The sequence below is a fragment of the Amycolatopsis sp. NPDC004378 genome (genome assembly GCF_053602455.1).
Genome location: NZ_JBSGDR010000008.1, coordinates 248,194 through 269,289, shown reverse-complemented (window position 1 = coordinate 269,289; position 21,096 = coordinate 248,194). Strand labels below are relative to the sequence as shown.

The window sequence follows — 21,096 nt, the reverse complement described above, 5'->3', positions numbered from 1 at the left end:
GCGAAGATCACGCCGTTTTCGGGGCCAGGCCGAGGAGCTCCGGCCGCGCCGCCAGCTCCTGCCAGTACGCGCCGGGGTCGGGGAGCAGCCGTCGCCGGTCGAGGTCGAGCAGCCCCGAGACCGACGACACCGACGCGACGAGCGTGCCGTCCGGGGCGTGGAACTCCTGCGTCACGCGGGAGGTTTTGCCGGTGCCCCAGTGGAATTCGCAGCCGACCGACACCTCGCTGCCGGGGACGAGCTCACGGCGGAACCGCACGGTCGTCTCCAGGTTCACCGGGCCGATCCGGCGCGCGGCCAGCGCGGCCGGGTCGATGCCCGCGGCCCGGACGCACACCCAGCGCGCGTGGTCGGCGTAGGCGAGGTAGGCCGGGCCGCGGACGTGCCCGTTGACGTCGAGGTCGTCAGCGCGCACCTCGATGGTGACTCGGAACATGCGGTCGATCGTGGCGTGCGGTCGCCGCGGGTGTCTGGAACTTTTCGGCCACCCGTACGAGGGCGGCGGGGGAGGAGCCGGACAGGCGGCGGCATTCGCGGCCGAGGTGGGACTGGTCGGCGTACCCGAGTTCGGCGGCGACGCGGGCCAGCGTCGTCCGCCCGCCCGCGAGGGGTTCCACCCGGCGCAGGAACCGCTGGAACCGCCGGACGCGGTGCAGTTGCTTCGGGCCGGCACCGACCGCGTGGACGAAGTGGCGCCGCAACGATCGCTCGCTGATGCCCACCGCAACATCGGACGTCCGCGCGGCCGTGCCGAGAGCGTGCGCGGCGGCCAGCACCCGCCGGTCCGGCATCGCGCCGCGGCGAGCGACGAGCGATTCGAGAATTCCGCGCTGCGCCTCGGGACCGGACGACGCGAGCTGCTCTTCGGCGCGTCGGGCGTCCGGGCCCCAGAGGTCGCTCAACCTGGTCACGGCGGGCAGTTCCGGCACGGCGGTCCCGAGTACGGCGGCCGCGGCGCCGCACCGCAGCCGCACCCCGACCCGCGACGCGGACGCCGGAACCCACAGCCGCAACGGCGCCCGACGGTGACGACGACCGTGAGCGCGGCACCGTCCCAGACGAGGTCCGCGCAGCCGTCGGGGAGGACGCGCAGCGACCGCGCCCAGCCGGTGCTCCCGTGCCAGCCGCAGGCCAGCACCCCGGCCAGCGCGGCGGGCGGGGCGACCTCGCGGTACACCGACCGCGCCGCCACCGGCCGCAGGGGAACTCCCATGAACCCAGTATGCAGCGGTCAGGAACCGACCTAATTCGATCCTGCGGTCGTGACCACACCCGACGAGGAGGAAACATGGTTCCCGACGGCTACACGACGGTCACCCCGTGGATCATCGGCCGCGACACCGCCGCCCTGATCGACTTCCTGAAGGCGGCCTTCGACGCCGAGGAGATCGCCAGGGTGCTCGGCGAGAACGGGAAGATCGACCACGCCGAGGTCCGCATCGGCGACGCGGTCGTGATGGCGTTCGACTCGCCCGCTGGCTGGGCCGAAACCCCGGCCTTCCTGCGGCTCTACGTGCCGGACAGCGAAGAGACGCAACGGCGTGCGATCGCGGCCGGCGCCACCGAGGTGACCCGCCAGACGGTGTTGTTCTTCGGCGACCGCGTCGGCCGCGTGCGCGACCCGTTCGGCAACCTGTGGTGGATCCAGACCCGCCTGGAGAACCTGGACGCGGCCGAAATGGCGCGGCGCGCGCGGTTGCCCGAGTACGTCGAGGCGATGAACTACGTCCAGGGCGTGCGGCTCTGATCGCGTGTGGCACCCTGGGCCCCGTGCTGGAAACGGGGGAGGACTACCGCGAAGCGGTGTTGTCCGGGCAGTGGTGGGAAAAGCGCCGGTTCACCGGCTGCGACTTCACCGGGGCGGACCTGAGCGGGCTGCGGACCCGCGGCTGCACGTTCGACGACTGCGTGTTCACCCGGGCCGACCTGGCCCGGTCGCGCCACGACGCGTCGGCGTTCCGCTCCTGCACCTTCGACCGCTCCGTGCTCGTCGAAAGCCGCTGGACGTCGTGCTCGCTGCTCGGCTCGTCGTTCACCGAGAGCGGCTTGGCGGGCATCGCGCTCACCGAGTGCGACCTCTCGCTGGCGTCGCTGTCCAAGGCGCGGCTGCGCCGGCTCGGGCTGTCCGGGCTGCGGCTGCGCGAAGCCAACCTGACCGAGGCCGACCTCACCGGCGCCGACCTGCGGGACAGCGACCTCACGGGCGCCCGCTTGCAGGCCGCGAAGCTCGACGGCGCCGACCTGCGCGGCGCCCGCCTCGACGCGAACGCCCTGGTGCAGGCCGACCTGCGGGGCGCGCAGGTCGACGTCGAGACGGCCCTGGCGTTCGCCGCGGCCCACGGCCTGGTCATCCGCTGACACGACGAAGGCCCCGGCAGCGCCGGGGCCTTCGAAGCGGGACTCAGTCGATCGGCGGTTCGCCCGGGTCGAGCTCGATCAGGTCGCCCTCGGCGAGCAGTTCCTCGATCGACGCCGGCAGCAGGTACGCCGACCCGCCGCCCGGCTGGTTGAACCACGGGATCGCGACGCCGGCCAGCGTCTCGAGCGGCCGCTGCACGCGGTAGACGTGGTACGGCCGGTTCACCCACTCGGGCACCAGCGAGCGCTCGGCGAAGGGCGTGCCCGCCGCGTACGTCAGGTTGCCGTTCGGGCCGCCGAAGCGGTCCAGCTCGCTGCCCGCGGGCAGCTCGCGCAGCTCCTTGCCGCGGAACAGCGTCAGCGGCGGCTCGCCGGCCATCGGCCCGATCGGCCACTGCTGCTGGCCGCCGCCACCGCCGCCGTTGACGGCCGGGCGGGCCGGCTCGTCACGACGTTGCGGCGGGGCCGGCGGCGCGGGCGGGACCGGCGGGGCACCCGGCGAAACCGGCGGGGCCAGGACGGTCGGCGCGGACGGCGGCTCCCGCCGGGGCGGCGCGGGGGCCGCGGGCGGCGGGCCGGCCTGCTGCTGGGCCACCGGGGGCGGCCCAGCCGGGACGGGCGTGGGCGAGCCGGGCTGGTGCGGCGGGGCCGTCGGCTCGTCGTCTTCGAGGTCGCCGAAGAGCTCCTCGGCGCTGGTGAACGCCGTCTGCTCCTGCGGCGGCACCGGGTCCGGCTTGCGGACCGGGTACGAGCCCGTCGCGACCTCCGGCGACACCGTCGCGACGACCCGCTGCGGCACGGGCTCCGGCTCGGGCTCGGGTTCCGGCTCGGCGAGCGGCGGCGGCTCTTCGTCGGGCACGTGGCCCTCCGGGTTGAGCAGCAGCTTGCCGAGCATGAACGCGGCCGCGTCCTCGGCGTCGCCGAACACCGCGGGGTTGCTGAGCTTGCCGTCGTACCAGCCGACGCGCCAGCCTTCGTCGACCTGCTCGACGCTCCAGCCGTGCTCGGCGGGCTCGCCCAGCTTGTAGCCGCTTTCGGGCACCTCGAGCTCGTCCAGCTTGCTCTGCAGGCCGGCGAGCACCGGGTGGTCCGGGGTCTCGCGGCGCAGCGCGCGACGGCCCGACCGCGGTGCCTGCTGCGGCGCCTCGGCGGGCTGGGCCGGGGCGGGCGCCGGGGGCTCCGGGACCGGCAGCACGCCGGGCACCTCGGTCTGCGTGATCATGGTCGGCGGACCGGGGTCGAACGCGGCGTGCGCCGGCTCGTCCGGCTCGAAGGCTTCGTCGCGTCGCGGCGAGAAGCCGCCGGGCTCATCGCCCTCCCGGCGCGGCTGGCCGGACTCGAACGCGGCTCGCGCGGGCGCCTCGTCCCGCTGGGGCTGGAATCCGGCGCGTGCGGGTTCGTCGTCCGGCTGGCCGGGTTGGAAGGCGTCGTGCCCCGGCTCCACGTCCCGCTGACCAGGCTGGAAGCCGGTGTGCCCGGACTCGTCGTCCCGCTGGGGCTGGAATCCGGCATGCGCGGGTTCGTCGTCCGGCTGGCCGGGCTGGAAGGCGTCGTGCCCTGGCTCCACGTCCCGCTGACCGGGCTGGAAGGCGTCGTGCCCTGGCTCCACGTCCCGCTGACCAGGCTGGAATCCGGCGTGCCCGGGCTCGTCGTCCCGCGGGCCGGGCTGGAACGCGGCGTGCGCCGGCTCGTCGTCCCGGTGGGACCCGGCGTCGAAGGCGGGGTGTGCCTCGTCCTCGCGGTGCGAGGGGTGCTCGTCGTGGCCGCCCTCGTCGTCCCGCGGCTGCTCGCCGTGCCCGATCGGCTGGTCGGGGACGTACTCCGCGGTCTCGTCGAGGTCGGGCACGCGGCCCGGCTCCGGCGACGAGCCGTTCGTGCCGGAGGCGTGCTCGGCCTGGTCGTACTCCTCTTCGCCGTACTGGTGGTCTTCGTCGGCGAAGCGGTCGTCGAACTCCTGGTCGTCGTAGGCCTCTTCGGCGTATTCGTGCTCTTCGGCCGGGGCCTCGGGCTCGGGGGCGCGCGCCGCGAGCGGCGGCTCCACCGGCCCGGGCGGCTGCTGCTGCGGCGGCACGACGGGCTGGGGCGGCGCCGCCATGACGGGCGGCGGGCCCACGGGCGCCTGCTGCTGGGGCGGCGGGCCCTGCGGCGGCGGCCCGGCCGGGCGCTGCTGCTGGGGTGGCGGCTGGTTGCCCCGGGTCAGGTACGCGCCGGCGGCCTGCAGTGTCGGCTCGTCGACCGGTGGCAGCGCGAAGCCGACCGCCCGGACGTGCTCGACCAGGTCCGATTCCGGCGAAACGCCGTACTTGCGCAGGTAGAAGTTGACGGCGGCGGGCCAGATCCACTGGCCGTCGCTGTGGAAGGCCACCGGCACGGTCGCCTCGGGCGTCGCGGCCAGCCGGTCGATGTCGTAGCCGCGCTCGGTGACGACCAGCGGCGCGTGGTCCAGATACTCCAGCAACCGGTCCTGCTCCTCGACCTCGAGGTCGGGGCGGTTGATGACCGGACGGCCGGCCGGGCCGATCGTGTCGAAGATCCGCGCGATCCGGAAGTGCGGCCCCGGCTGCTCCGGGCCGAGCCCGGACATCCGCCGGATCAGCCAGTCGGGCACGTTGTCCTCGGTGCGCGGGAACATCCGCAGCTCGTCCGAGTAGGCCTGCGGCGGCGGCGCGAGGTTCCACACCGGCTCGTCGCGGTTGTACTCGAGGTTGTAACTGGACGGGTGGTCGAGCTGGTAGCGCGCGTTGAACCAGGTGCCGCGGCCGTCGCGGTACATGCCGCCGCGCAGGCGCCCGAACAGCGTCGCGATGTCGTGGGTGGCGAGCCACTCGTGGACCGTCCCGTCTTCGGTGACGATCTCGCCGGTCAGCTCGTGGTACCTCCCGACCGCCCGGTACTCCGCGGTGACCTTGCGCCAGTCGCGCGGGGCGGCACGGAGCAGGGCAAGGCCGATCTGCTTGACCAGGGTGTCCTGCTCGGTCGCGTTCAGCTGCGTCGTCGGTTGTGCCACGGGGACATTTTGACTGTTCGCGCGCGCGTGTGCACCCCGCATGTGGGTTTTGCCGCCCGGGGACCCGGTGGCACACGGTCTGACCTCGCGTGATGCGACGTGCGGTAGATCACAGCTTGATCGCGGTCGCCGTCGCGAGTGGACCGAGCGGGGATGCCGATCACTTTACGCGCCGCGCCCGGCTGAGCCAGGAGCGACGCGCGGGGCTCCCTTTGCCAGAATGGGGCGCGTGACGGCGAAGATTCTCGACGGCAAGGCCACCAAGAACGCCATATTCGCGGAGCTCGAGCCGCGCGTCGCGGCGCTGGCCGCGAAGGGGGTGACGCCGGGCCTGGGCACCGTCCTGGTCGGCGACGACCCCGGTTCGCACTCGTACGTGCGGATGAAGCACGCCGACAGCGGCAAGATCGGGATCAACTCGATCCGCCGCGACCTGCCGGCCGACATCACCCAGGAGAAGCTCGAAGCCGTCATCGACGAGCTGAACGCCGACCCGGCCTGCCACGGCTACATCGTCCAGCTGCCGCTGCCGAAGCACCTCGACGCGAACCGCGTGCTCGAGCGCATCGACCCGGAGAAGGACGCCGACGGCCTCGCCCCGGTCAGCCTCGGCCGCCTGGTCCTCGGCCAGCAGGGCGCCCTGCCCTGCACGCCGTACGGGATCATCGAGCTGCTCAAGCGCCACGGCGTCGAGCTGAACGGCGCGCGCGTCACGGTCGTGGGCCGCGGGATCACCGTCGGCCGGACGCTGGGCCTGCTGCTGACCCGCCGCAGCGAGAACTCGACCGTCACGCTCTGCCACACCGGCACCCGCGACCTGGCCGCCGAGGTGCGGCGCGCCGACATCGTGGTCGCCGCGGCGGGTGTGCCGGGGATCATCACGCCGGACATGGTCGCCCCGGGGGCGGCGGTGCTGGACGTCGGCGTGTCCCACGTGGACGGCAAGCTCACCGGCGATGTTCACCCGGACGTGGCGGAGGTGGCGGGGTGGATCTCGCCCAACCCGGGCGGGGTCGGGCCGATGACCCGGGCGATGCTGGTCAGCAACGTGGTCGAAGCGGCCGAGCGCTCGGTCCAAGGCTGATGACGATGACGGAAGACCGGCGGGACACGTCCGACCGCCGGCGCGGGCGGGCCCGGTTCACCCAGCTCCCGTTCGCGGTGGTGCTGCTGGTGGTGGCCGTGGCGGCCCTGCGGATCGTGCAGTACCACTGGCGGGAGGGCGCGGCGCTGATCGGCGCCGCGCTCCTCCTCGCCGGGGTGCTGCGGGCGGTGCTGCCGACCGCCAGGGCGGGCCTGCTCGCGATCCGCGGCAAGGTCGTGGACGTGGTGACCTACGCCGGCCTCGCGGCAGCCGTGCTGTACGTGGCCCTGACGATCATCGGCGGCCCGTTCAGCCCGAGCTAGGACGCCATCGCCAGCTCGCGCTTGTCGGCGCGGGCTTCGCGGCGGTCGAGCGTGCCGGAGACGATGGCCAGGCTCAGCCCGAACACGGCCAGCAGCGCGCCGACCCAGTTCGGGGCGACCAGGCCGAGGCCGCCCGCGATGACCAGGCCGCCGAGGTAGGCGCCGATCGAGTTCGCGATGTTGAACGCGGACTGGACGGCGGCCGACACCAGGGACGGTGTGCCGCCCGCCTTCTCCATGATCCGCGCCTGCATCATCGGGCCGATCATGAACCCGGCGACACCGACGAAGAAGATCGTGATCGCCGCGCCGACCTTGCCCTGCGCGGTGATCGTGAAAATCCCGAGCACGCACGCCAGGGACAGCAGCGCCGCGTACAGGCCCGGCATGAGCGCGCGGTCGGCCAGGCGGCCGCCGAGCAGGTTGCCGATCGTCATGCCGACCCCGGCCAGGGACAGCAGCAGCGTGACGTTCGACGGCGAGTAGCCGGCGACGTCGGTCAGCATCGGCGTGATGTAGGACAGGCAGGCGAACACGCCGCCCAGCCCGAACGTGACGATCGCCAGCGCGAGGTGCACCTGCGGCCGCTTGAACGCGCCCAGTTCACCCCGCAACGACGCGTCGGCGGGCTTGCCCTGGTGGGGCACCAGCCTCCAGATGGCCGCCGCGGCGACCAGGCCGATCACGGCGACGACGCCGAAGGTGGCGCGCCAGCCGACCTGCTGACCGAGCAGCGTGCCCAGCGGCACGCCGATGACGTTCGCCAGGGTCAGGCCGAGGAACATCATCGACACGGCCTTCGCGCGCTGGCCGGGGCCGACCAGACTGGACGCGACCACCGCGCCGGCGCCGAAGAACGCACCGTGGGGCAGCCCGGCGAGGAACCGGAACGCGACGCCGAACTCGTGGTTGGGCGAGAGCGCGAACAGGCCGTTGCCCAGCGTGAACAGGCCCATCATGGCGAGCAGCATGGTCTTGCGCGGCAGCCGGACGGCGACCGCGGTGAGCAGCGGGGCGCCGACGACGACGCCGAGGGCGTAGGCGGAGATCAGGTAGCCGGCGGTCGGGATGTCGACGCCGAAGTCGGCGGCCGCCTGGGGCAGCACGCCCATCATGACGAACTCGGTGGTCCCGATGCCGAAAGCTCCGATGGCGAGCGCGAGCAGCGCGACGGGCACGGCACTCCTTCCAGGGTTGTGCGGGAAATCGATTACTTGGCCGATCTCGTGGCCGGGGTCACTGGATCGGTTCAGTGAAGTTTCAAAAAGGAAGACAGCCATCCGGCCCCAGCGCCGTGAGCTGCCCACCGACAGTCCAACCGACGGAGGGGGTCGTTGTCATCCGGGTATTCGGGTGACGATCCACACCGTAACGACGTAATCAGCGGGGAGCGGCGAGCACGCCTGCCAAAAGCCCCGGGAACAGCGCGTCGAGATCGTTGCGGCGCAACGAGTTGAACCGGGTGGTCCCCTCCTGGCGGCCGGCCACGACGCCGGCCTGGCGCAGGATGCTCAGGTGGTGGGTGATTGTGGACTTCGTCACCGGCACGGTCAGCCCGCCGCACGCGATCTCGTGGTCCGCGGCCGCGAGCTGGCGCACGATCGCCAGCCGCACCGGGTCCGCCAGGGCGCGGAGCACGCCTTCGACGGTGATCTCGTCCCGCTCGGGGTGCACGAGCGGCGGCAGGGTCGCGGGCTTGGCCATGGGTCCATTGTACGACGCCGGTCGAAATTGTCGGGGCCGCGTAGTACGGTGATCGTCGAACTACGACGTTCGTCGAACCAAGCCCTGCTCCTGCTTTGGGGGACCCACCCATGTCCACACCCACGTCGTCGAGGATCTCCGTCCTCGCCTTCGGCGCGTTCGGCGTCGGGACCAGCGGCTACATCGTCGCCGGGCTCCTGCCCGCGCTGACCGGCGAGCTGCACGTCTCGGCCACGGCCGCGGCGCAGCTCGTCACCGCCTTCGCCATCGCGTACGCGGTCGGCTCGCCGCTCTTCGCCGCCGTCACCGGCACCTGGGAACGCCGGACGCTGCTGGTCGCCGCCCTCGCCGTCACCGCCGCCGGCAACCTCTTCGCGGCCCTCGCGCCCGGCTACGGCACGCTCCTGGTGGCCCGGGTGGTGACCGCGATCGGCGCCGCGGTGTTCACCCCCGCGGCGAGTGCCGTGGCGGCCCAGCTGACCGGCCCGGAACGCCGGGGCCGCGCGATCGCGCTCGTGTTCGGCGGCCTGACCGTCGCGCTCATCTTCGGCGTCCCGCTGGGCAGCCTGATCTCGCAGCACCTCGGCTACCGGGCGGCGTTCGCGCTGGTCGCGGCGTTCTCGCTGGCGAGCGCCCTGGCCGTGCGGATGGCGCTGCCGCCGGTCGCCGCGCCGCCGCGAGTGCGCCTCTCCGAGCGGTTCGCCGCGGGCCGCGACCCGCGCGTCCTCGTCATGCTGGCCGTCACGGTCCTCGGGTGCCTCGCCGCGTTCATGGTCTACACGTTCGTGTCACCGCTGCTGGCCGCGACCGCGGGCCTGCACGGCACGGCGGTCACGGTGCTGCTCTTCTGCTACGGCGTCGGCGGCGCGGTCGGCAACTTCGCCGGCGGCCGGGCGGCCGACCGCTGGGGTTCGCGCGCGCCGCTGCTCGTCGTGACGGCCGGGATCACGGTCGTGCTGGCGCTGCTGCCGATCGCGACGACGACGCCGGTCGTGGCGGGCGTCGCGCTGTTCGTGTGGGGCGTGGCGACGTGGTCGTTCAGCCCGCCGGTGCAGCACCGCCTGATCGAGCTGGCTCCGGGCCACGCGGGTCTGGTGCTGTCGCTCAACGCGTCGGCGATCTACCTCGGTGTCGGCTTGTCGGGCGTCGTCGGGGGCGCGGTGCTCGACTCGGGCGGCCCGCTGGTGCTGCCCGAGGTCGCGGCCGCGCTGACCCTGGTCGCGCTGGTGCTCGTCGGGGCCGCGTGGGGCCGGGTCCGCGAGCCGGTCGCCGCTTAGTCGGCGTGGGCCTGGACTTCGCAGTCGGGCCCGGGGTAGACGAGTCCTTCGTGCCCGTCGGCGAACCGCACCAGGTAGGGCGGGGCGCCGTCGGGCCCGCGGACTTCGAGGATCTCGCCGCGCTGCTCGGCCGACCCGACGGTACGGCCGTGTACCTGGATTTCGTCTCCTACTCCTGCGTACATGGCTTCACCTCCGTGTCCAGGGTAGGAGCGCGAACCGGTCTGCGGTCCCGGCGAACGGGTTAGAATCGAGGGCATGATCGACGAAAACGGAGGCGCCGCGCCTCGGCGCCGGTGAGCCCCGCCATCCGGGTCCGCACGCCCCGCGAGCTGCGGAAGTCCCGGCGAACCCAGCCACATCCCTGTTGGGGTCACCTCGTGGCCGCCCCGCTCTGGCCGATGCACGGCGCGAACCTCGGCACCCTCCTGCGCACTTGTGACGCGGTCGGCGCGTGCCTGGCCGTACCGCGGTTCCCGTGGGTGCCGGAGGCGCTGCGCCGCGGGAACACGTTGCGGCGCCCGGCATGCGTGCACTGGGTGCACGACCCGCCGGCCTGGCTGGCACGGGAACGAGCCGCCGGCACCGCGGTCGTCGGCGTCGAGCTGGCCGAGGAGGCGGTGCGGCTGGCGGACCTCCCGGCCGCCCGCGGCCGCACGATCGCCGTGCTCGGCCACGAGCGGACCGGCATCCCGCCGGAAGCGCTCGACTTCCTCGACACCGTCGTCGAAATCCCGATGGTGGGCCACGGCGCGAGCCTGAACGTCGCGGTGGCGGGGAGTCTGGTGCTGTACAAGCTCGCCGGCCTGCTGTGAGAAGGTCGACGGGTGGCCGAGGTGGTGGAGACGGTCGCGGGCCGCGGCGGCGAACTGGTGCTGCGGCGCGACGGCGAAGCGTTCGAAGTGATCGAGAACGGCGTGTTCCTGATGGACACCCGCAACGGCGAGTCCGAGCGCCTCCTGGTGACGGGCGCCCTGTCGCCGGGGGCGAGCGTGCTGATCGGCGGCCTCGGCGTCGGCTATTCGCTGCGCGCGGCCCTCGACGCCGGCGCGGCTTCGGTCGTGGTGGTGGAACGGGAGCCGGCGGTGATCGCCTGGAACCGCTCGGGTCCACTTCGGACGGTCCACGGCGACGCCCTCGCCGACCCTCGGGTCACGGTGGTGGAGGCGGACCTCGTCTCGTGGCTCGCCGGGACCTCGGCGCGGTACGACGCGCTGTGCCTGGACATCGACAACGGTCCTGAGTGGACGGTCACGGAGAACAACACCGCGTTGTACTCCGACGCCGGCCTGGCGCGATTGCGTGAGGTGCTGAACCCGGGCGGCGTGCTGGCGGTGTGGAGCGCGGCCACGGCCCCGGCGTTCGCCGCGCGTCTACGGGAGCACTTCGCCGACGTCCGCGAGGTGCCGGTGGAGGTCCCCCGCGGCGAACCGGACGTGTTGTGGTTCGCGACGCGGTAGCCCTGCCTTCCTGGTGCGTCAGCCCGCCGCCGGGGCGGCCTTGGCGGCCTTCTTGAACGCCCGGACCTGGGCAAGGGATTCGGCGCTGGTGACGTCGGCGATCGACCGGCGCGACCCGCGGTCGCCGTACGCGCCCGCTGCCTCACGCCAGCCCTTGGGCGTGACCCCGCGCTGCTTGCCCAGCAGCGCCAGGAAGATCTTGGCCTTCTGCTCCCCGAAGCCGGGCAGGGCGCGCAGGCGCTTCAGGACCGTCGGGCCGTCGGGCTTCGGGCGCCCGTCGAGCCAGATGCCCTCCGTGCGGCCGTCGTAGTTCTCGATGATGTGCTCGGCCAGCGCGTGGACGCGGCGGGCCATCGAACCGCCGTAGCGGTGGATCGCCGGCGGGACCACGCACATCTCGACGAACGTGTCGAGGTCGGTCGCGGCGATCTTCGCCAGCTCGAACCCGTCCATCCGGTCGGCGATCTTCCGCGGGCCGGCGAACGCGTGCTCCATCGGGTACTGCTGGTCGAGGAGCATGCCGACGAGCAGGGCGAACGGGTCGTCGTTGAGCAGCTTGTCGGCGGCCGGGTCGCCGGTCAGGTGCAGTTCGCGCAGCATGTCGTCATCTTGACACAAGAGACCTCTTCTTACGTGCGCTCTTGCCCGTCACGGGGTTTTCCGGTACCTCGACGGGGTCGTGCCCAGGTACCGCTTGAAGTGCCGCGTCAGGTGCGCCTGGTCGGTGAACCCGGTGACGGCGGCGACGTCGGCGGCCGGTGCCCCGGCGAGCAGCAGCCGGCGGGCGCGGTCGACGCGGCGGCCGGTCAGGTAGCGGTGCGGCGGCAGGCCGAACCGCGCGCCGAAAGAGCGCACGAGGTACGCCGGGTGCGCTCCGAGTGTCTCGGCGGCTTCGGCGAGCGTCAGCGCTTCGGGCAGCTTCGCGTCGAGGAGGTCGCGCAGGTCGTCGGCGAGACCGCGTTTCGGCTCGTGGCGGGCCGGCCTGCCCAGGTGGGTGTGCAGCCGCTCGGCGACCAGCACCAGCCGGCTTTCGGCCTCCAGCGCGTCGCCGGGGTGGGCGAGGGACTCGTGCAGCTGGTGGATCCGCGTGCGCAGCAGCCCGTCGGCGACGCTCGGCCGGTCGACGGCCGCGCCGACGAGGTCCTCGCCCAGCACCGACGTCTCGAGGTAGAGCACGCGCTTGCGGAAGCCGTGGCTGGTCGCGGCGCGCCCGTCGTGCGCGACGTTCGGCGGCAGCAGCGTCACGGCCGGGCCGAGCGCGCCGTGGTGGTGGCGGTCGAGGTCGTAGCGGATGACGCCGTCGTCGACGATCAGCAGCGTCCACGTGTCGTGCGTGTGCGGCGGGTAGGCGTGGGTGGTGAAGCGGGCGTGGAAGACCTCGGCGATCCCCGGGACCGCCGGCCGCCAAGCTTCCACGTGGGCCATGTCAAGAACGTACAAGACGCGCGGGTCCCCGACGGGCGAGTCTGGGCCCATGAGTTCCTTCGACACGAAGATCGCCGTCCTGCTCCGCGACGACTTGGCGTCCTGGCAGCGGCTCAACGTCACCGCGTTCCTGGTGAGCGGGATCGCCCACGTGACGCCGGAGCTGATGGGCGAGCCCTACCGCGACGCCGACGACACGGAGTACCTGCCGATGTTCGGCCAGCCGGTGCTGGTCTTCTCGGGTCCGGGCGACGTTCTCACGGCGGCGCACACCCGCGCGCTGGGCCGCGGCCTGCGCATCTCGATCTTCACCGACGAGCTGTTCCACACGGGCAACGACGTCGACAACCGGGCGACGGTCCGCGCGGTGCCGGGGGAGAAGCTCGCCCTGGCCGGGCTGGCGGTGCACGGCCCGAAGAACGCGGTGGACAAGATCCTCAAGGGTGCTTCGCTGCACAAGTAGACGTCCTGGAAAGCGTGGTGAACGGCGCAAGCACCTCGGAGGACGGCACCCCGGACGGCCCGGCCACCCGCGGCGAGGTCCACTTCACGGCCTGAGCCGCCCGACCGGCGGTAGCTGGCCTGTCGTCAACCAGGTGACCCAGTCGGTGGGCTGGAACACGCAGTTCCCGGACCACACGCGGCTCGCGTGGCCGCCGAGGAGCTGCACCGCGCGCCAGAGGTCGTCGTCGGCGTCGCGGCGCTCGAAGGTGACGCGGTCCGCGGAGGTCGTGCAGAAGACGCCGGTGGTGGAGGACGTCAGCCGGTCCCGGCGCTGGAGGAACCAGCCGTCGGGATCGGCGGGCGCCCCCGCCTCGCCGCCCAAGGTGCGCCACACGACGTCGGGACCCAGTGCCGGGATCTCGGCGATGGCGAGGGTGCAAACATTTGCGGACGGCTTGGGAAGCACGGTCCGCCGCTCGATTCCCAGCGACTTCAGCTCGAAGGCGGCGGCGGAGACCCGGATCCGTAGCGGGGCGAAGAACTCGACGGTCGTGCGCCCGCCGTCCTCCCACCATGAAGGTTCTTCGATCGTGTGGTCCGCAGCCGGCGGCTCGGCCATTTCCAGCTCGGCCTGATCGGCGCTCAGCTCGAACACCTCGACCACCGAAACGTCGCCCGGCACCCGCCGGTACTCCGCGTACGCCTCGAGCAGCACCGAGACCCGGCCGCCGACACTGGTGATCGCCGTCAGGTGGCCGTCGGCGAACCGGTCCAGCCTCACGGCGCCGTGGCGTGCACCAGGAAGACGCTGCGGACCCGGTCGCCGCCTTCGGCGGTGAACGTCCGGGCTGACACCTCCACGAAGCCCGCCGCCGAGGCCAGGGCCCCCGCGCCGGCCTCGTCCAGGGGGAACGACAGGTCCGCCGGCACGAACTCGGCGAACGGGCCGGACGGCTTGAACCGCGACCCCGAAACCACCGAAAACGCCAGCCGCCCACCCGGCCGAAGCACGCGCAGCCAGTCCGCGAACGCGACCGCGCCCAGGAAGTGCAGCGAGGACGCGCACAGCACCACGTCGGCCGACGCGTCCGGTGAAGGCATCGGCACCGCCGGCCCGACCCGCCACTCGATGACCCCGTCCGGGTCGAGCGAAGCCGCCTTCGCCGTGGCCCGCTCGACCATCGCCGGCGACAAGTCGACAGCCAGCACGCGCGACGGCTTCAGCTGCAATGCCGCGTACGCCGCGAAGCCCGTCCCCGCGGCGACATCCAGGACGAGTCCCGGCGAGGAGGGGAGTGGTGAAACCAGCGCGTCGGCCACCAAAGCGTGAAATTCGTCTTCGTCGTAGTGCTCGGCCGTGCTGTCGAAGAGGGCTGCTCTCGAGTCGTGGTCCACGGACCCAACCTAGTGGGGCTCACCAGCGAATTTCAGGGGACGGCGGCCCGCGAACCCCAGGTCGGTGCGGTGGTACCAGCCCAGCTCCGGGTCGCCTTCCAGCCAGCACAGCAGCACGTCGACGCCGTCGAGCTCGGCCGGGAAGTCGACCAGCAGCGGCGCGAACCCCTTCAGCTCCGCGCCGGTGTGCTGGACCGTCGTCATCAGGTCGTCGAGCCGGGCCTGCGCGGCCTTCCACTCGGGCAGCCCGCCCAGCTCCGTGGCCCGCCCGCCGGGGCGCAGCGACGCCGCCAGTTCGGCCGCGTCGGCCCGGACGCGGACCAGTTCGTCGAGGACCGGCCGCAGCCGCGCCAGTTCGTCGCGTGCCTCCGCGACGGTGAACAAACCCATCGCGCGATGATCCCACCGGCGTCGCTCAGGCCTCTCGGCGCCGCCGCACCAGCGCGTTGGCCAGCCCGCTGCCGACCAGCAGGAAGCCCACGCCGAGCAGGCCGCCGATGAACAGGAAGTCCATGACGCCGTACGCGATGTCGCTCTTCGGCATCAGGTTCACCAGCTTGAAGCCCCACTCCGGGACGGCCATCGCGGCCACGCCCGGCAGGACGCCGTAGATCAGCCCGCCCAGGATCGGGCCGACCGCGGACAGCGCGCCGAGCGCGGCGACGACCAGCAGCAGGATCGCCCCGCCGGCCAGCAGCGCGATGCCCAGCGGGTCGCGGTTGGTGCTCAGCGTCGCCTGGATCAGCTGCTGCTGGCGCAGGCCGCCCCAGCTCAGCAGGCCGAGCGCGACCGGTGTGAGCAGGAGCCCGCCCAGCGCGCTGACCAGGTGGGCGACACCGCGGCGCGGCCGCTCGTCCAGCACGTCCGTGGTGTCGTCGTAGTCCTCGTAGTCGTCTTCGTACTCCGCGTACCGATGGGTCGACAAGGCCGTCACCTCCCGCATGATGAGTTCACGGGTGGCATCGTGCCCTGGTTCACCCCATCGCGCGACGGTCGCTCGGCGAGCGGTCGGATCCGGCGAACGGCGGTACCGCCCCGTGAGGCTCGCCACAACGCGCGGGTGGAGACTTGATACCGACCACTACTTGAACCATCCAGGTCCGTCAAGCAGTACGCTTGTACCGCTACCGGCGAAGACTTAAAGAAGAACGCGAAGATCCGCGGAAGGAGCACCGCTGCTCATGGCCAAGATCAAGGTCCAGGGCACCGTCGTCGAACTCGACGGCGATGAGATGACCCGCATCATCTGGCAGTTCATCAAGGACAAGCTGATCCACCCGTACCTGGACGTGAACCTGGACTACTACGACCTGGGTATCGAGGAGCGGGACCGCACCGACGACCAGGTCACCATCGACGCCGCCAACGCCATCAAGCAGCACGGCGTCGGCGTCAAGTGCGCCACGATCACCCCGGACGAGGCGCGCGTCGAGGAGTTCGGCCTCAAGAAGATGTGGCTGTCCCCGAACGGGACGATCCGCAACATCCTCGGCGGCGTGATCTTCCGCGAGCCGATCGTCATCCAGAACATCCCGCGCCTGGTCCCGACGTGGACGAAGCCGATCATCATCGGCCGCCACGCGCACGGCGACCAGTACCGCGCCACCAACTTCAAGGTCCCCGGCCCGGGCAAGCTGACCGTCAGCTACACCCCGGACGACGGCTCCGAGCCGATGGAGTTCCAGGTCGCGCAGTTCCCCGAGGGCGGCGGCGTCGCCATGGGGATGTACAACTTCAAGAAGTCGATCGAGGACTTCGCGCGCGCCTCGCTGCAGTACGGCCTCGACCGCGAGCTCCCGGTGTACCTCTCCACCAAGAACACCATCCTCAAGGCCTACGACGGCCAGTTCAAGGACGTGTTCGAGGAGATCTTCCAGAACGAGTTCAAGGCCGACTTCGACGCCAAGGGCATCACCTACGAGCATCGCCTGATCGACGACATGGTCGCCGCGGCGATGAAGTGGGAGGGCGGCTACGTCTGGGCGTGCAAGAACTACGACGGTGACGTCCAGTCCGACACGGTCGCGCAGGGCTTCGGCTCGCTCGGCCTGATGACGTCGGTGCTGCGCACGCCGGACGGCAAGACCGTCGAGGCCGAGGCCGCGCACGGCACGGTCACCCGGCACTACCGCCAGCACCAGCAGGGCAAGCCGACGTCGACCAACCCGATCGCGTCGATCTACGCCTGGACCCGCGGCCTCGAGCACCGCGGCAAGCTGGACGGCAACCAGGAGCTGATCGGCTTCGCGAACAAGCTGGAGCAGGTCGTCGTCGAGACCGTCGAGAGCGGCCAGATGACGAAGGACCTCGCGCTGCTCATCAGCAAGGACCAGCCGTGGCAGACGACCGAGGAGTTCCTCGCGACGCTGGACGACAACCTGGCGAAGAAGATCGCCCAGGGCTGAGTCGCTTTCGAAGAGGGCCCCTTCCCGGTTCCGCCGGGGAGGGGCCCTCTTCGTGTTCACGCCGTGTCACCACGGAGTGACGCCGCTGGCGCCTCCGGGTGGTTGCTGCGTCCGGCGCTGTCCGTCCGGGTAAAGGATTGCCTACCCTTGGCACGGGACGGGATTCGCGGTTGGAGGAAGGCGTCATGCTCGGGTTGTCGAAGAAGACGCTGATCATCATCGGTGCGGTCATCGCGGTCGTCGTCATCTACGCGTTGAACACCGACAAGCAGGCCTCGGGAGCTTCGGCGACCGGGTGCAAGGTGACCGTGACCGCGGACGTCCTGAACGCCCGCGAGACAGCCGACGGCAACGCCAAGATCGTCGGGAAGTACCTGCGGGACGCCCAGTTCGACGCGCTGCCGGGCGTGCAGAACGGCTTCCGGAAGGTGGCCGACGACAAGTGGGTCGCCGCGGCGTTCACCCAGCCGGTCGCCGGCTCCACCTGCTGAGCGCGTTCAGAGCCCGATCAGGTCGGCCGCGAGCGTCACGACACCGAACGCCGCGGCCGACAGGCCGAGCGTGCGGGCGCGCTTCGGGTCGCGTTTCGCGGCGGCGCGCCAGTAGAGGCCGATGCCGACGGCCAGCAGGAGCAGTTCGACGACGGCCGAGACAGCGGGCAGCCGCCAGAGCCCGAAGCCGAACGTCGGCAGGTCGCCGGCGTTGCCGGGCAGGATCGGCAGGTCGGCGCGGTGGACGACGAGGTCGAGCAGCCAGTGCGAGAAGACGACGCCGCTTAAGATGAGCCCGGCTTCGCGACCGAGCCAGTGGCTCGCGACCAGGCCGAAGAGCGCGGCGAGCACGAGTGCGCCGACGAGGGAGTGCGTGTAGTCGGCGTGGATGACGCCGCCTCCGTAGCCCTCGCCATCGACCGTCTCGACGCCGGTCAGGTAGAGGGGCACGAAGACGACGTCGAGCCAGGCGGTGGCGAGCATGAGCGTCCACACGGGAATGGCCGGCCGTCCCGCCTTGACGGCCGCGGCGAGCCCGAAGTGCCCGGCGATCATCTGCGGGCCTCCGTCCAGGGGAAACGGGCGTCGAGCACGCCGAGCACGACGGTGAAGAGCAGGACGGCGAGGATGAAACTCATGGTTGCTCCGCGTAGTTCGTGAGACCTTGGACGAGCATGGATTTGAGGACCTCGAAGCTCTGGTCGACGTCCTCGGGCCGGCCGAAGCCGCCGGACGCCTCGAGCCCGGCGAAGCCCTGGACGGCCGCGCGCAGGCACCGGGTCGCGTGCACGGCCTGGACGTGGTCGAAGCCGAACGGCCGCAGCACGGCGAAGACGACTTCCGCGACGGCGTGGGTGGCCTTGCTCAGTTCGGCATCGGCTTCGTCAGGAGCGGTGACGAGCGCGCGGGTGCGGTGCGGGTGCCGCCGCAGGTAGTCGCGGTAGGCATCGGCCACGGCCTCGACGGCTTTCGCCCCTTCCCTTCCGGTGGCGGCGTCCCGGAGTGCTTCAGCCATCTCCTGGACGACCCTCAGGTCGACGAGCCGCCGCAGGTCGGCGAGGTTCTTGACGTGCTTGTAGAGCGACGGCGCGGCAACCCCGGCGCGTTCGGCGACCTTGGCGAGGCTCAGGGTTTCCGGGCCGGCCTCGTCGATGAGGGTGAGGGCCAGGTCGACCACCGCTTCGGTGGTCAGGCCCGCTCTAGGTGACATCTGCTTGGCTACTATGCATAGCTTTAAAGCTAATTGCCGTAGCCTGAGTCGTCAAGGCGCCGTTTTTGTCGGTGGTGGGTGCTAGAACTTTGGTCAGTGGAAGTTCGCAGGTCGGCGGCGTTGGGCCGCGGAAGAGGAGGTGCCCGCCCGGGGACGGGTGACAACTGAATGCGGCAGGGGTGCGGCTGTGTCCGTGGGGTCTCCAGGGGGAGTCTCGCGGGCAGGTGGATCCTGGTTGCCGGGGGATCGAGCCTGGGGACCGCGCTCGGACGGGGGTCCGAGCGCGGGGTGAGATTCACTTCGCTCGCGCGGTTCGGAGATCGACCGAAAGGTCCTCGCGTGCGTCATGAGGTCGACCGAAAGGTCCTCGCGCGCGTCATGAGGTCGACCATGATGTCCTCCGCGCGCGTCAGAGTTCGACCGTGAGGTCCTCCTCGGCAACCAGCACCTCCCCGCCGAACTCGGCGGCGGCTTCCGCGGCGGCCGCGGCGCGGTCGGTCCCCGGCCAGAAGTGGGTCAACAGCAACCGGCGTGCTCCGGCGCGTGCGGCCCACTCGCCGGCCTCGGTCGCGGTCATCAAGAAGCGAGGCTCCCCCTCCGCCGGTGGGGTGCGGAGGGTGGCGTCGCAGATGACCAGGTCCGCGTCGCGGCCGAGGTCGGCCAGGGCCGGTGAGGTGCCCGTGTCGCCGGTGTAGACCACCGTGAGCCCGGGTGCGGTGAGGCGCACGCCGAAGTTCGGCACGTAGTGCGGCAACGAGAACGCCGTCATGCGGAACGGGCCGAGGTCGGCCGGTGTGGCGATGTCGTGCACGTCGAACAGTTCCGTGGGGTGCGGCCGCGGCTCCATCGCCTCGAGGCGATGGACCGTGCCGGGCGTGCAGAACATCGGCAGCCGTGGCGGCTCGCCGGTTGCCTCGGCCTGGACCGTGTAGTGCCAAGCCCGCCCGAGCGCGCTCACGTCGGCGCAGTGGTCCGGGTGCTCGTGCGTCACCACGACGGCGTCCGGCAGCCGGTCGCGGCTGTGCGCGAACAGCCGCGAGGCGGCGCCGTACCCGAGGTCGAGGACGACGCGGAAGCCGTTGTGCGACAACAGGAATCCGGCGCACGCCCGCCCGGGCTCCGGCCACGCACCGCAACTCCCGAGCACGGTCAGCCGACTCTCGTCCATGGCGGCAGTCTGGCACGGCGGGGCCTGCCACCCGGGTCAACGCGCGACGCCTCGCCGGGTAGCGTGCAGGACGTGCTGACCGTCTCCACCGTGAACGTCAACGGCCTCCGCGCCGCCGCCAAGAAGGGCTTCGTCGAATGGCTCGCGGCCACGAAGGCGGATGTCGTCTGCTGCCAGGAAGTGCGCGCCACGGCGGAGCAGCTTCCCGCGGACGTCGTCGAGCCCGAGGGGTGGTTCGCGGTGCACGCGCCCTCCGCCGCCAAGGGGCGCAACGGCGTCGCCGTCTACAGCCGGGTCGAGCCCGAGGAAGTCCGCGTCGGCTTCGGCGAGCCCGAGTTCGAAGACAGCGGCCGGTACCTCGAAGTGCACCTGCCGAACGTCGTCGTCGCGAGCCTCTACCTGCCCAGCGGGGACGTCGGCACCGAACGCCAGGACGAAAAGGAGCGCTTCATGGCCGCGTTCCTGCCCTACCTCGTCGAACTCCGGGCGAAGGCCGCCGCGGCCGGGCGCGAAGTCGTCGTCGTGGGGGACTGGAACATCGCCTACGACACCATCGACCTCAAGAACTGGCGCGGCAACCGCAAGAACTCCGGCTTCCTCCCCGAGGAACGCGCCTGGCTCGGCCGCGTCTACGCCGAAGCCGGCTACACGGACGTCCAGCGCCGCCTCGACCCCGAAGGCCCCGGCCCCTACACCTGGTGGTCCTACCGCGGCCAGGCCTTCGACAACGACTCCGGCTGGCGCATCGACTGCCAGCTCGCGACGCCCGGCCTGGCCGAGAAGGTCGTCGAGGTCGTGGTCGAGCGCGCCGACTCCTACGACCGGCGGTGGTCCGACCACGCGCCGGTCACCGCCACCTACGACATCTAGGCCGCGCGGGCGGCGCGCCACACCTCGCTGTCCACGAAGTGGTTGTCGAACCGGTCCTGCGACGCCAGGATCTCCGCCGGCGACGCCTCGCCCCGCCGGATCCGGTCGATCATCCGGAAGTACTCGAAGCGCTCGACGCCGGGCGTGAACACGATCAGCACGTCGGCGCCGGATCTCGACGTCGCCCCGAACGCGTGGTTGTTGTGCGGCGGCACGAACAGCATGTCGCCCGCGCGCACCGTCACGATCCCTTCGCCGTTCAGCACTTCCAGTTCGCCGTCCAGCACGAAGAACATCTCCGCCGAGGACGTGTGGAAGTGCGGCGTCGCGCCGTCGCGCCCGCGGCCCAGTGACGCGCGGCTCGCGCTCAGGTGCCCGCCGGTGTGGGACACGTCCGCGAGCAAGGTCATGGTGTCGGGGGTCGAGCCGAGCGTCTCGGCTTCGTCGTGCCGTACCAGCAATGTCGTCATGCCCA

The 21,096-nt window shown here is 71.9% G+C and carries 28 protein-coding genes; 11 read left to right on the top strand and 17 right to left on the bottom strand.

Translation table 11 applies throughout. From position 1 onward, the window contains the following. Positions 1–7 precede the first annotated feature (7 nt). The 3 genes from ACWEN0_RS24825 to ACWEN0_RS24815 are packed head-to-tail and all read right to left on the bottom strand — an operon-like array spanning position 8 to position 1,213. Positions 8–436, bottom strand: coding sequence for an acyl-CoA thioesterase (locus ACWEN0_RS24825; protein ID WP_451977890.1), 429 nt, complete (start codon positions 434–436; stop codon positions 8–10). Further along, complete coding sequence (locus tag ACWEN0_RS24820) at positions 405–911, bottom strand: helix-turn-helix domain-containing protein (RefSeq protein WP_451977888.1); 507 nt, start codon at positions 909–911, stop codon at positions 405–407. Before ACWEN0_RS24820 ends, ACWEN0_RS24825 begins: the two co-directional genes overlap by 32 nt. Further along, complete coding sequence (locus tag ACWEN0_RS24815) at positions 908–1,213, bottom strand: hypothetical protein (RefSeq protein ID WP_451977885.1); 306 nt, start codon at positions 1,211–1,213, stop codon at positions 908–910. The genes ACWEN0_RS24820 and ACWEN0_RS24815 overlap by 4 nt, the downstream gene beginning before the upstream one ends. Positions 1,214–1,288: 75 nt before the next feature. Here ACWEN0_RS24815 and ACWEN0_RS24810 point away from each other — a divergent pair, with 75 nt between their 5' ends. Then, positions 1,289–1,747, top strand: coding sequence for a VOC family protein (locus tag ACWEN0_RS24810; RefSeq protein ID WP_451977882.1), 459 nt, complete (start codon positions 1,289–1,291; stop codon positions 1,745–1,747). A gap of 23 nt (positions 1,748–1,770) precedes the next feature. Then, entirely contained in the window at positions 1,771–2,358 is a 588-nt protein-coding gene (locus tag ACWEN0_RS24805) for a pentapeptide repeat-containing protein (RefSeq protein ID WP_451977879.1), read from the top strand. Between the two features lie 43 nt (positions 2,359–2,401). Here ACWEN0_RS24805 and ACWEN0_RS24800 read toward each other — a convergent pair whose 3' ends face one another. Continuing rightward, a complete protein-coding gene (locus ACWEN0_RS24800) occupies positions 2,402–5,407 on the bottom strand; it encodes a glycohydrolase toxin TNT-related protein (protein WP_451977876.1) in 3,006 nt (1,001 codons plus the stop codon). Between the two features lie 187 nt (positions 5,408–5,594). Here ACWEN0_RS24800 and ACWEN0_RS24795 point away from each other — a divergent pair, with 187 nt between their 5' ends. Both ACWEN0_RS24795 and ACWEN0_RS24790 read left to right on the top strand, forming a co-directional pair. Continuing rightward, on the top strand, positions 5,595–6,449 hold the full coding sequence (locus tag ACWEN0_RS24795) for a bifunctional methylenetetrahydrofolate dehydrogenase/methenyltetrahydrofolate cyclohydrolase (protein WP_451977873.1): 855 nt from the start codon (positions 5,595–5,597) through the stop codon (positions 6,447–6,449). Next, positions 6,449–6,772: a DUF3017 domain-containing protein gene (locus tag ACWEN0_RS24790; protein ID WP_451977870.1), complete on the top strand. Its 324-nt coding sequence runs from the start codon at positions 6,449–6,451 to the stop codon at positions 6,770–6,772. Before ACWEN0_RS24795 ends, ACWEN0_RS24790 begins: the two co-directional genes overlap by 1 nt. Here ACWEN0_RS24790 and ACWEN0_RS24785 read toward each other — a convergent pair. Together ACWEN0_RS24785 and ACWEN0_RS24780 are read right to left on the bottom strand one after the other, a co-directional pair. After that, entirely contained in the window at positions 6,769–7,950 is a 1,182-nt protein-coding gene (locus ACWEN0_RS24785) for an MFS transporter (protein WP_451977867.1), read from the bottom strand. The two genes, ACWEN0_RS24790 and ACWEN0_RS24785, sit on opposite strands and share 4 nt — an antisense overlap. A gap of 202 nt (positions 7,951–8,152) precedes the next feature. Beyond that, positions 8,153–8,476 carry an ArsR/SmtB family transcription factor gene (locus tag ACWEN0_RS24780; protein ID WP_451977865.1) on the bottom strand — a complete coding sequence of 108 codons (324 nt, stop codon included), beginning with the start codon at positions 8,474–8,476 and terminating at the stop codon, positions 8,153–8,155. A 110-nt stretch (positions 8,477–8,586) separates the two neighbouring features. Between ACWEN0_RS24780 and ACWEN0_RS24775 the strand changes: the two genes are divergently transcribed. Beyond that, positions 8,587–9,753 carry an MFS transporter gene (locus ACWEN0_RS24775; protein ID WP_451977863.1) on the top strand — a complete coding sequence of 389 codons (1,167 nt, stop codon included), beginning with the start codon at positions 8,587–8,589 and terminating at the stop codon, positions 9,751–9,753. Here ACWEN0_RS24775 and ACWEN0_RS24770 read toward each other — a convergent pair. Next, positions 9,750–9,938 (bottom strand): DUF1918 domain-containing protein, encoded by a 189-nt coding sequence (locus ACWEN0_RS24770; protein WP_451977860.1) that lies wholly within the window; start codon positions 9,936–9,938, stop codon positions 9,750–9,752. The two genes, ACWEN0_RS24775 and ACWEN0_RS24770, sit on opposite strands and share 4 nt — an antisense overlap. Before the next feature lie 195 nt (positions 9,939–10,133). Between ACWEN0_RS24770 and ACWEN0_RS24765 the strand changes: the two genes are divergently transcribed. Both ACWEN0_RS24765 and ACWEN0_RS24760 read left to right on the top strand, forming a co-directional pair. Beyond that, positions 10,134–10,568, top strand: a complete 435-nt coding sequence (locus ACWEN0_RS24765; protein ID WP_451977857.1) for a TrmH family RNA methyltransferase — start codon at positions 10,134–10,136, stop codon at positions 10,566–10,568. 12 nt (positions 10,569–10,580) lie between these two features. Beyond that, on the top strand, positions 10,581–11,213 hold the full coding sequence (locus ACWEN0_RS24760; protein WP_451977854.1) for a spermidine synthase: 633 nt from the start codon (positions 10,581–10,583) through the stop codon (positions 11,211–11,213). 18 nt (positions 11,214–11,231) lie between these two features. On the opposite strand, the gene ACWEN0_RS24755 is transcribed toward ACWEN0_RS24760, so the two are convergent. Further along, entirely contained in the window at positions 11,232–11,813 is a 582-nt protein-coding gene (locus ACWEN0_RS24755; protein WP_451977852.1) for an HhH-GPD-type base excision DNA repair protein, read from the bottom strand. A gap of 48 nt (positions 11,814–11,861) precedes the next feature. After that, entirely contained in the window at positions 11,862–12,638 is a 777-nt protein-coding gene (locus tag ACWEN0_RS24750) for an AraC family transcriptional regulator (RefSeq protein WP_451977850.1), read from the bottom strand. Between the two features lie 49 nt (positions 12,639–12,687). Between ACWEN0_RS24750 and ACWEN0_RS24745 the strand changes: the two genes are divergently transcribed. Continuing rightward, positions 12,688–13,101 carry a DUF2000 family protein gene (locus ACWEN0_RS24745; protein ID WP_451977847.1) on the top strand — a complete coding sequence of 138 codons (414 nt, stop codon included), beginning with the start codon at positions 12,688–12,690 and terminating at the stop codon, positions 13,099–13,101. An 84-nt stretch (positions 13,102–13,185) separates the two neighbouring features. Here ACWEN0_RS24745 and ACWEN0_RS24740 read toward each other — a convergent pair whose 3' ends face one another. Genes ACWEN0_RS24740 through ACWEN0_RS24725 form a run of 4 tightly spaced genes read right to left on the bottom strand, consistent with a single transcriptional unit; the run spans position 13,186 to position 15,402 of the window. Continuing rightward, on the bottom strand, positions 13,186–13,863 hold the full coding sequence (locus tag ACWEN0_RS24740; RefSeq protein ID WP_451977844.1) for a hypothetical protein: 678 nt from the start codon (positions 13,861–13,863) through the stop codon (positions 13,186–13,188). Beyond that, the gene (locus ACWEN0_RS24735; RefSeq protein WP_451977841.1) at positions 13,860–14,477 is read right to left on the bottom strand and encodes a class I SAM-dependent methyltransferase; all 618 of its coding nucleotides are present in this window, start codon (positions 14,475–14,477) and stop codon (positions 13,860–13,862) included. Before ACWEN0_RS24735 ends, ACWEN0_RS24740 begins: the two co-directional genes overlap by 4 nt. 9 nt (positions 14,478–14,486) lie before the next feature. Next, positions 14,487–14,867 (bottom strand): DUF2203 domain-containing protein, encoded by a 381-nt coding sequence (locus ACWEN0_RS24730; RefSeq protein ID WP_451977838.1) that lies wholly within the window; start codon positions 14,865–14,867, stop codon positions 14,487–14,489. Positions 14,868–14,892: 25 nt separating this feature from the next. After that, positions 14,893–15,402 (bottom strand): hypothetical protein, encoded by a 510-nt coding sequence (locus tag ACWEN0_RS24725; RefSeq protein WP_451977835.1) that lies wholly within the window; start codon positions 15,400–15,402, stop codon positions 14,893–14,895. Positions 15,403–15,658: 256 nt separating this feature from the next. On the opposite strand from ACWEN0_RS24725, the gene ACWEN0_RS24720 reads away from it, so the two are divergent. Then, positions 15,659–16,882 carry an NADP-dependent isocitrate dehydrogenase gene (locus tag ACWEN0_RS24720; RefSeq protein WP_451977832.1) on the top strand — a complete coding sequence of 408 codons (1,224 nt, stop codon included), beginning with the start codon at positions 15,659–15,661 and terminating at the stop codon, positions 16,880–16,882. Positions 16,883–17,076: 194 nt separating this feature from the next. Next, positions 17,077–17,373 carry an SH3 domain-containing protein gene (locus tag ACWEN0_RS24715; protein ID WP_451978171.1) on the top strand — a complete coding sequence of 99 codons (297 nt, stop codon included), beginning with the start codon at positions 17,077–17,079 and terminating at the stop codon, positions 17,371–17,373. Between the two features lie 6 nt (positions 17,374–17,379). Here ACWEN0_RS24715 and ACWEN0_RS24710 read toward each other — a convergent pair whose 3' ends face one another. The 3 genes from ACWEN0_RS24710 to ACWEN0_RS24700 all read right to left on the bottom strand — a co-directional run bounded on the left by ACWEN0_RS24710 (position 17,380) and on the right by ACWEN0_RS24700 (position 19,751). Then, positions 17,380–17,928, bottom strand: coding sequence for a permease (locus tag ACWEN0_RS24710; protein ID WP_451977829.1), 549 nt, complete (start codon positions 17,926–17,928; stop codon positions 17,380–17,382). A gap of 79 nt (positions 17,929–18,007) precedes the next feature. Further along, positions 18,008–18,583 carry a TetR/AcrR family transcriptional regulator gene (locus ACWEN0_RS24705; protein WP_451977826.1) on the bottom strand — a complete coding sequence of 192 codons (576 nt, stop codon included), beginning with the start codon at positions 18,581–18,583 and terminating at the stop codon, positions 18,008–18,010. 409 nt (positions 18,584–18,992) lie between these two features. Then, positions 18,993–19,751, bottom strand: coding sequence for an MBL fold metallo-hydrolase (locus tag ACWEN0_RS24700; RefSeq protein WP_451977823.1), 759 nt, complete (start codon positions 19,749–19,751; stop codon positions 18,993–18,995). A gap of 63 nt (positions 19,752–19,814) precedes the next feature. On the opposite strand from ACWEN0_RS24700, the gene ACWEN0_RS24695 reads away from it, so the two are divergent. Beyond that, a complete protein-coding gene (locus tag ACWEN0_RS24695; RefSeq protein WP_451977820.1) occupies positions 19,815–20,621 on the top strand; it encodes an exodeoxyribonuclease III in 807 nt (268 codons plus the stop codon). On the opposite strand, the gene ACWEN0_RS24690 is transcribed toward ACWEN0_RS24695, so the two are convergent. Beyond that, on the bottom strand, positions 20,618–21,091 hold the full coding sequence (locus ACWEN0_RS24690; RefSeq protein WP_451977817.1) for a cupin domain-containing protein: 474 nt from the start codon (positions 21,089–21,091) through the stop codon (positions 20,618–20,620). The genes ACWEN0_RS24695 and ACWEN0_RS24690 overlap by 4 nt on opposite strands. Between the last annotated feature and the right edge of the window lie 5 nt (positions 21,092–21,096).